The sequence below is a fragment of the Methylobacter sp. genome (assembly GCF_036845245.1).
In the GTDB taxonomy this organism is placed as follows: Bacteria; Pseudomonadota; Gammaproteobacteria; order Methylococcales; family Methylomonadaceae; genus Methylobacter_A.
In genome coordinates this window covers 60,366-69,014 of sequence record NZ_DAIUEH010000032.1, presented here as the reverse complement: position 1 = coordinate 69,014, position 8,649 = coordinate 60,366, and the positions used below count along the sequence as shown (strand labels likewise).

Annotated in this window: 8 protein-coding genes; 4 read left to right on the top strand and 4 right to left on the bottom strand. The window is 49.0% G+C overall.

The window, feature by feature from the left end; all coding sequences use genetic code 11:
• The first annotated feature begins 53 nt into the window (after window positions 1–53).
• The 3 genes from V7051_RS14925 (at window position 54) to V7051_RS14915 (ending at window position 1,937) form a co-directional block, all read left to right on the top strand.
• The gene (locus V7051_RS14925) at window positions 54–509 is read left to right on the top strand and encodes a DUF6398 domain-containing protein (protein ID WP_333876272.1); all 456 of its coding nucleotides are present in this window, start codon (window positions 54–56) and stop codon (window positions 507–509) included.
• A gap of 51 nt (window positions 510–560) precedes the next feature.
• A complete protein-coding gene (locus V7051_RS14920; protein WP_333876268.1) occupies window positions 561–956 on the top strand; it encodes a cupin domain-containing protein in 396 nt (131 codons plus the stop codon).
• Window positions 957–1,028: 72 nt separating this feature from the next.
• Window positions 1,029–1,937: a DMT family transporter gene (locus V7051_RS14915; protein WP_333876266.1), complete on the top strand. Its 909-nt coding sequence runs from the start codon at window positions 1,029–1,031 to the stop codon at window positions 1,935–1,937.
• Between the two features lie 51 nt (window positions 1,938–1,988).
• Here the strand turns inward: V7051_RS14915 and V7051_RS14910 are convergent, their stop codons facing one another.
• The 4 genes from V7051_RS14910 to V7051_RS14895 form a co-directional block, all read right to left on the bottom strand.
• Window positions 1,989–2,147 (bottom strand): DUF3309 family protein, encoded by a 159-nt coding sequence (locus V7051_RS14910; protein WP_333876265.1) that lies wholly within the window; start codon window positions 2,145–2,147, stop codon window positions 1,989–1,991.
• Window positions 2,148–2,404: 257 nt separating this feature from the next.
• Window positions 2,405–3,826: a B12-binding domain-containing radical SAM protein gene (locus tag V7051_RS14905; RefSeq protein ID WP_333876264.1), complete on the bottom strand. Its 1,422-nt coding sequence runs from the start codon at window positions 3,824–3,826 to the stop codon at window positions 2,405–2,407.
• 289 nt (window positions 3,827–4,115) lie between these two features.
• Window positions 4,116–5,162, bottom strand: a complete 1,047-nt coding sequence (locus tag V7051_RS14900) for an OmpA family protein (RefSeq protein ID WP_333876262.1) — start codon at window positions 5,160–5,162, stop codon at window positions 4,116–4,118.
• A gap of 310 nt (window positions 5,163–5,472) precedes the next feature.
• A complete protein-coding gene (locus V7051_RS14895) occupies window positions 5,473–5,955 on the bottom strand; it encodes a CinA family protein (RefSeq protein WP_333876260.1) in 483 nt (160 codons plus the stop codon).
• 36 nt (window positions 5,956–5,991) lie between these two features.
• On the opposite strand from V7051_RS14895, the gene mutS reads away from it, so the two are divergent.
• Window positions 5,992–8,574 carry a DNA mismatch repair protein MutS gene (mutS, locus tag V7051_RS14890; RefSeq protein WP_333876259.1) on the top strand — a complete coding sequence of 861 codons (2,583 nt, stop codon included), beginning with the start codon at window positions 5,992–5,994 and terminating at the stop codon, window positions 8,572–8,574.
• The last annotated feature ends 75 nt before the right edge of the window (window positions 8,575–8,649 follow it).

The window sequence follows — 8,649 nt, the reverse complement described above, 5'->3', positions numbered from 1 at the left end:
AATTGTCAAACTTTGTGAGTCCCCCAGCAGAGCTGGGGGTTTACCTTTGATTAATCACCGATAGTTTTGCTAAGCAAAATCTTAACGAGGAATATGCTCAGCTTATACGCTATGCCATTGCTGCTTTATGTAGAAAACGCCCCTCTCCGCTAGAATCAGGAAAAGCAAGTACATGGGCATGCGGGATAACTCATGCAATTGGAATGGTAAATTTTTTGTTTGATAAAAGCCAGACACCCCATATTAATTCCATCGAGTTGTATAAAAAATTCGGTGTAGGTCAAAGCACAGGACAGGGAAAATCAAAACTCGTTCGAGATATGCTGGGGATGAACCAATTTGATCCAAATTGGATGTTACCTAGCAAATTTGACAGCAGTCCTTTGGTTTGGATGTTATCAGTAAATGGCATAATGGTAGACATTCGATATATGCCAAGAGAAGTACAAGAAATAGCCTTTGAAAAAGGACTAATCCCCTACATACCTGATGATAGAGAAAACAGTTAACAAACTGTGCATTCAACTTATCCCTAAAACTTAAAATCGAGAGACCAGACGATGTTAAAAATTCAATCCGTCAAATCAACAGGATTTATTCTGGCAACGCTTACAGCTCTATTCTTGAGCGGTACGCAAGCTGTCTCTGCTCAAGAAAAAACCGGCCTGAATAGAACCGTTTTATTAGAAAAAAAACTGGAGCTTTCCAGCCCGAATATCAATACCAAAATGATACGGGTTGCGTTTCCGCCTGCATTTAAAACGCCTTGGCATACTCACGAAGGACCGGGGCCTCGTTATGTGATTAAAGGTACATTAAAAGTCGTTGAGGGTGGTAAAGCCAACACTTATTCCGCCGGTGAAGTTTTTTGGGAATCGGGCGAGCTGATGTCGGTAGAAAACGTAGGTGGCGACGCGGCTGAGCTGATTATTTTTGAATTAGCGCCGGCCAAGTAATGATCTAGTGATGAGAGACCCTATCGAAAATCAGGTGCCGTCGTTTTTCTTTACGTCACCCGATTTAAATTGATGCGCATACATCTGGCCTATATCACCATTGTTTTGCTTTGGGCGACCACACCGCTGGCTATTAAATGGAGCGGCGAAGGGCCGGGATTTCTGTTCGGGGTAACCGGCCGCATGGCAATCGGTACGGTGTGTCTCTTATTGATGCTGGGCCTGTACAGACAAGGCTTGGCCTGGCATCGAAAAGCACTACAGACTTATCTTGCTGTGGCCGTGCAAATTTACGGATCAATGCTGGTAGTTTATTGGGCCGCGCAATTTATTCCTTCGGGTTGGGTTTCGGTGATATACGGTCTATTGCCGTTGCTGACGGCTTTATTGTCGGCTATCTGGCTTAAGGAGCGGAGCCTGAAGCTAGGAAACCTGTTGGCATATATTCTGGGCATTAGCGGTTTATGGGCTATGTTCGGCTCGGCATTGCAATTGGGCCATGCGGCAGTGCTGGGTATTATCGGCGTGCTGGCGTCTGCATTTTTGCAGGCCGTCAGTTCTGTTTGGGTCAAGCGTATTGACGCAAAAATACCGGCTTTATCCCAGGTAGCGGGCGGCCTGTTGTTGTCTATGCCCGTTTATCTGCTTACCTGGTCAGAGTTTGACGGCCATTGGCCGACTGAAATTTCACTGACTAGCCTGGCATCTATTGTTTATTTGGGGGTAATCGCTACACCAGTTGGCTTTGTGCTTTATTATTATTTACTCATCCATCAGAGCGCTGCCAAGGTTGCGCTGATTACTTTAGTTTCACCGGTCATGGCTCTGCTGTTAGGTCATGCGGTTAATCATGAACCCCTGACGATGAAAGTGATAACCGGCATTATGCTCATCCTCGGCGCATTGCTGACGCATGAGTTCTTTGACCGGCTAACAACGGGTTTCAAACAAGGCTATCTCCCCAACAATACGTCAGATTAGACTGCGCTGAGACCATCCATAAACTTCGCGTAAAGACAGGATAAATTCGCGCTAGATTATGCCCATTAGGACCAGGACCAATAAGATGATCAACAACACCCCAAGCCCTCCGCTGGGTCCGTAGCCCCATCCACGGCTATATGGCCACGTTGGGATGGCTCCGACCAATATAAGAATTAAAACGATAAGTAAGATTGTGCTGGTTGTCATGGTAGTTCTCCTTTGAATAAACGGTGTGGCTTTGACACTGGAACCCGCCTGAGATGAAATTACGATGCCAGTCCCAGATAGCCTCGACAATCACATACTCGGCTACGAAAATTTTAAAAACCCGGTATTAACAAAATCGATAGTTCTGTCACAAGCCCCCTTTAGTGTTAAAAGTCCTTGTTAAATAAAAATCTGCTCGCTACGTAATGCGCTTCCCTCGCCTTCATAGCACCAGCTGGAAAGCGCAACCTTCCGTGCTATTCGGAAGCAGTATTAGCCGCACCCATCACCAGTTCCCGCCATGCGGCTTTTTGCGGCATCAGCGGCGGCATAGCCGCAAATTCGGGTTCAGGCGTCAGCTTTGCGATCAGTTGATCGGGATCACGAGTCACAACGCCGCCTTTGCGGAAGAATGCATTGTAGATAGCCCAGTTAGCGCGATTGCGTGAGCCGTCCCACGGAAAGCGTTTTAGCATCGATGGCAGCGTATAAAATCCGTCATAAGTATCCAGATAGCCGCGATAAAGCTGTTCACCCGTTAACCCGGCCGGTTTGAAGACAATGTGGGACTGGTCGTACTTATCCCAATCGAAAGACACGATCTGCTTGCGCCGCATCATCTCGAACCAATTGATCGTCCCCGGATACGGGGTTAATAGCGAATAGCCGCACATGTCGAACTTCGCATCGATATTAAATTTCAAGGTTTCCTCGAACACTGACGGCTCGTCGCCTTCAAAGCCGAACATGAACAGGCCGAGCACCATGATGCCGTACCGGTGCAGCTTCTCGACCAGCTCGTAATACGAATCCGGATTATTCTGGCACTTGTGCACATTGCGCAGGGTTTGTTTCGAAATCGACTCGAAGCCGATGGAGAGCATGAAACAGCCGCTTTCCGCCGCCAATTCCAACAGACGGTCATCATTGGCATCGCGGCTGTTCACTGCGGCCTGCCATTGCAAGCCTCGTCCTTTGAGTGCCTTCATGACTTCCATAGCCCGGCTCGGTGTACCGAAAAAATCGGCGTCGTTGAGCAGGATCACCCGTTCTTCGATATGTTCAATCTCGGCGATCAGGTCTTCGATAGGACGGTAACGAAAGCGCAGTCCATACATCGTCGGCTCGGCGCAAAAGGTGCAACCGTGATGACAGCCGCGGGAAGTCTGGACGAATCCCTTGTTGATGTAGCGGTTGCTCTTCAGCAGTTTTTGCCGCGGCATCGGCATGTTGATCATCGAATGCAGGTTTTCGGCCTTATAAATGCCGTTTAATTGACCCTGTTTTAAGTCATCGAGCACTTTGTCCATGATCAGCTCGGCTTCACCGACCACTACCGCATCGGCGTGTTTGAGCGCTTCCTGCGGCAGGTAGCTGACATGTACGCCGCCCATGATGACGGGAACGCCGCGAGCCCGGAACGTGTCGGCAATCTCGTAACCTCGGTTCACATAGGAAGTCATTGATGAGATGCCGACCATATCGACATTCAAATCAAAATCGATAGGTTCGATATTCTCGTCAGTCAAAACAATTTCATATTCGTCTTCAGGAATCAGTGCAGCCACGGCTAGAAGCCCTGCGACAGGCGAGTAGAGCGCTTTGCCGAAGAATAAAGGTCGGGTAGCAAAGGTATCGGCCTTCGGATTGATCAGATGGATACGGCGGGTTCTAACCATGGGAGTATCTCGCAGTTATAGGGAGAGCAACATTCCGATTGTGCTTATCATCATCCTGAAAAGAAACATAGCCTCGCCTTGAATTAATAATTGGCTCAGAAACGCTTCCGTAAACGCAACGGGGCCGGATATTAAGTTAACGGCAAGGCCAAACGCAGTCTGTACGGTACCGTACATAATTAAGTGGTGCGTTTGAAAAAACTGGCATAAAAAAACCCGCCGGAGCGGGTTTTAGTACTTATAACATTGAAGAAATCACGGCCGGTTTTTCGGCCATAAAACCGGGTCGTTATTCGATCCAGATTAATTCGACACGACGGTTTTCAGATCGCCCTTCTTCGGTGCTGTTATCGGCAATCGGTTGAGTTTCGCCGTAGCCTTTGGCAATCAGCCTGTTGGTAACGCCTTTCATTTTAAGATAATCGACCACTGACTGCGCACGCCTTTGCGACAACTTCATATTATAAGAATCCTTGCCTTCGCTACTGGTGTGACCCTGGACTTCGATATCATTTTTTTGAGGATAGGTAACAAGACTCTTCGCGACACCGTCAAGAATAGTCTTGGCATTCAGTGTCAACTCGGCCGAGTTATATTGGAAGTGCTGACCTTTGAGCACAAGTCTGATCGGACAACCGCTATTGTCAACTTTGCTGCCTTTGATGGTACCGGGACAGCGATCCAAACAATCGTTAACGCCATCCGCATCCGCATCCTGGGTGGAACAGTCTCTAACCGGTTCGGGGGCGGCTGCAACAACAGGTTCGGGCCTTGGCGCAGGTTTCGGCTTGTCGCCGAACGGAATGACAAAGCCGACATTCACTGTCATATCGTGAAATTGCTCGGTACCGGGCTGTACGTTAGCATTAAGATTGTTATTGTAACGATAGCGCACATCGCTGCGGAGCAGGAAGTTGTCGTGCAGCTCGTAGGTAAAACCTGCACCTGCCTCGCCAATTACACTCGCACCGCAATTAGCGGAAGCGCAACTATTCATGCCGCCTGCACCGATCACCGCATAAGGCGAGAATTTATCGCGAATAAAATAATACTGTAAATCGGCCGTACCGCCGGTCAAACTCCAGGGACCGTTAGCACCGCTGAACTCCTCGTAAAACCCTTTCAGCTCGACGTTGAAATGTTTATCGAGCATCTTGCCGATGCCCATACCGCCGCCCCAGCCATCGCTTGCATTGCGATCGCCGCCGGTTCTGACAAATGACCCAAATGGCGCGACATACCAACGATTATCCTGCGGGTGATCGGCAGCTTGCGTCAGCGACAGGAACCCCATGCCGGCTAATGAAACTATAATGAGTAAACTTTTTTTCAGCATAATATTTTCCTTATCTATATGTTTATTTGTACTTTTCATAAGCTCTTGCTTTATTGATCTCGCTACTTTATTTCAATTTACACTATCTTGAACAACGATTACGTTAATGTCATCCCTACAGAAACATTCTTATAATACCAGATTGTTGCTAAAAAACATTAAAAGTAGCTTAACCGCAACATTATTTACTCGTCTGTGCGGTACCGAACATAACTGTGTTATACGCAAAAACGCATGCTCACCTTATATTAAAGCGACTGGCACGCTATGTATTGCTGATAACTATCAGGTACCGCACGACTGTATAACATCAATAAATTAACCACATTCCCTCAACAGCGCTTTTGACTGTCTGCGCCCTTATTTGCCGCCGATTACCTGAAAATTGTTTTCTGACCACTTTAGCTGCTCCGTTTCTGTGTGCCCATGCGATAAATACAGTGCCAACAGGTTTCTCTGTTGTTCCTCCATCCGGCCCGGCTATTCCGGTCACTGCAATCGCGACATCGGCATCGCTGTGCGCTAATGCCCCTGCCACCATTTCCGTTGCAGTCTCGGCGCTCACCGCACCATATTGTTCCAATGTTTGCGGACTGACACTCAACATTTGCACTTTCGCCGCGTTACTGTAAGTAACAAAACCCCGGTCAAACCAGGCGGAACTTCCCGGCACTTCGGTCATCGCTTGAGCAATCCAGCCACCGGTACAGGATTCGGCTGTGGCTATTGTTTTGCCGCCGGCTCTTAATAAACGGCCCAGCTGTTCGGCCAGCTTAAATAATTCAGACTCCATGATGTGACCTCGTGCGACTTCGGATAAAATAGACGGATGAGTATAAAACAAAAGACCACCGACCAGCACACTCCAATGATGCAGCAATTTTTGCGCATTAAGGCCGAACACCCCGACACCTTGTTGTTCTACCGTATGGGGGATTTTTACGAACTGTTTTTCGACGACGCCAAAAAAGCCTCGCAACTACTGGACATTACGCTGACCAGCCGGGGCCAATCGGGGGGCCTGCCGATTCCTATGGCGGGCATTCCTTATCACGCCGCTGAAGGCTATCTTGCCAAGCTGTTAAAACACGGCGAATCCATCGCGATATGCGAACAAATCGGCGACCCGGCCACATCCAAAGGCCCGGTCGAGCGCAAGGTGGTGCGCATCGTGACCCCCGGCACCGTCACCGATGAAGCTTTGCTGGAAGACCGCAAAGATAATTTGCTGGTCGCAGTGTGCTCGTTCCCAAGTTCCAGCTCGACTACACAGCACGGCATCGCCAGCCTGGATTTGACCAGCGGGCGCTTCGTATTGCAGCAGGTTGAATCCATTGATCAATTATTGAGCGAAATCGGCCGCCTAAATCCAGCCGAACTACTGTTTAGTGAAGACTGGCCGCTGCCTGCCAGCTTAAAACAGCGTAGCGGTTTATGCAGAAGACCGCCTTGGCATTTTGAAGCGCAAAGCGCCAAACAACTGGTGTTAAAGCAATTCAACACGCTTGATTTGAAAGGTTATGGTTGCGAAGATATGCCCGCCGCGATCGCTGCTGCGGGCGGGTTATTGCAATATGTTAAGGACACCCAACAAAACACGCTGCCGCATATTCAGGGCATCCGAACTGAGAGCAGCGATGACAGTATTTTGCTGGATGCGTCCAGCCGCCGTAATCTTGAGCTGGATTTTCATCCTTCCGGACAACTGCAATTCACATTGTTCGGGGTGCTTGATAAAACCGCAACGGCGATGGGCAGCCGCTGTTTGCGGCGCTGGATCAACCGGCCGTTACGCGATCACGCCATTCTGAACAACCGTTACGCCTGTATCGATACCCTGCTTAATATCTTGCTGTATCGGGATATTCAAAGCCATCTGCGGCAAGTCGGCGACATTGAACGGATCAGCTCCCGTATCGCGTTAAAATCGGCGCGTCCCCGTGATTTACTGGTGCTGCGCAATACCTTGGCGGTTCTACCCGCGCTGCAACATGCGCTATCCGGCGGCGATAATCCGCAGCTTACGCTGTTATCCGAGCAGATCGACGAACATCCTGAGATGTTAAAATTGTTGCAATCGGCCATTATCGACAATCCGCCGGTACTGATCCGCGACGGCGGCGTGATTGCACCCGGCTACCATCAGGAGCTGGATGAGTTGCGCAACTTGAGCCAGAACGCGGATCAGTTCCTGATCGATATGGAAAACCGCGAAAAAGCGGCAACCGGCATCAGCACATTGAAAGTCAATTACAATCGCGTGCATGGTTACTACATTGAGATTTCCAACCTGCATGCGGAAAAAGTACCGCCGCATTACACCCGTAAGCAGACTTTAAAAGGCGCCGAACGTTACATTACCGAGGAACTGAAATCATTTGAAGACAAAGTACTCAGCGCAAAAGAAAAATCGCTGTCATTTGAAAAAGCCTTATATGATGAGCTGCTGAACATCATCGGCACTTCGTTAATCTCATTGCAACAGTGCGCCGCCGCATTAGCCGAACTGGATGTGCTGGTCAATTTTGCCGAACGCGCGGAAACATTGAATTTATCGCAACCGACACTGACAGATAAACCCGGCATTACGATTGAAGCCGGTCGGCACTTGGTTGTTGAGCAGGTTTCGGACATTCCTTTTGTGCCCAATGATTTGTCGTTTTCTAATCAACGTAGAATGCTGATTATTACCGGCCCGAATATGGGCGGTAAATCGACTTACATGCGTCAGGCCGCATTGATCGTGTTAATCACCCATATCGGCTGTTATGTTCCGGCGAAAACTTTAACCTGTGGACCTATCGACAAGATTTTTACACGTATCGGCGCATCCGACGACCTGTCCAGCGGCCGCTCCACGTTCATGGTGGAAATGTCGGAAACCGCCAACATCCTGCATAACGCGACTTCAAAAAGCTTGATCCTGATGGACGAGATCGGCCGCGGCACCAGCACTTTTGACGGTTTGTCTTTAGCTTGGGCTTGCGCCGACCATCTGGCTAAAGAAACTCAGGCGTTTACGCTGTTTGCGACGCATTATTTTGAGCTGACTACACTGCCCGAAGAACAAAAGACCATCCATAACGTGCATCTGGACGCGATGGAACATGGCGACAAGATCATTTTCTTACATGCGGTAAAAGACGGCCCAGCTAGCCAGAGCTACGGATTGCAAGTGGCGTCGTTAGCCGGTGTGCCGCGTTCGGTGATCGATAAAGCCAAAGCCAAATTACGACATTTGGAAGACCACGCCTATATTGAACAGCAAGCGGAAACCGGGGTTAACCAGCTGGATTTGTTTTCATCGAAAGAATGTCATCCGGCGGTGGGTTTTCTGGAAGATATGAACCCGGATGAGCTTAGTCCGAGACAGGCTTTGGAATTGCTTTATCGGCTTAAAGGGATGGTGTAGCGGATATAGCTGGAAAAAGGCGCGCATAGCGCGCCTTACTTGAGTTTATTGGATAGAAAGCGACTGGCCCACTAA

What these genes read in the sequence shown, in the direction of transcription:
- V7051_RS14920 (WP_333876268.1), top strand. Translation starts at nt 561, where the DNA reads ATGTTAAAAATTCAATCCGTCAAATCAACAGGATTTATTCTGGCAACG.
- V7051_RS14915 (WP_333876266.1), top strand. Translation starts at nt 1,029, where the DNA reads ATGCGCATACATCTGGCCTATATCACCATTGTTTTGCTTTGGGCGACC.
- V7051_RS14910 (WP_333876265.1), bottom strand. Translation starts at nt 2,147, where the DNA reads ATGACAACCAGCACAATCTTACTTATCGTTTTAATTCTTATATTGGTC.
- V7051_RS14905 (WP_333876264.1), bottom strand. Translation starts at nt 3,826, where the DNA reads ATGGTTAGAACCCGCCGTATCCATCTGATCAATCCGAAGGCCGATACC.
- V7051_RS14900 (WP_333876262.1), bottom strand. Translation starts at nt 5,162, where the DNA reads ATGCTGAAAAAAAGTTTACTCATTATAGTTTCATTAGCCGGCATGGGG.
- V7051_RS14895 (WP_333876260.1), bottom strand. Translation starts at nt 5,955, where the DNA reads ATGGAGTCTGAATTATTTAAGCTGGCCGAACAGCTGGGCCGTTTATTA.
- mutS (WP_333876259.1), top strand. Translation starts at nt 5,992, where the DNA reads ATGAGTATAAAACAAAAGACCACCGACCAGCACACTCCAATGATGCAG.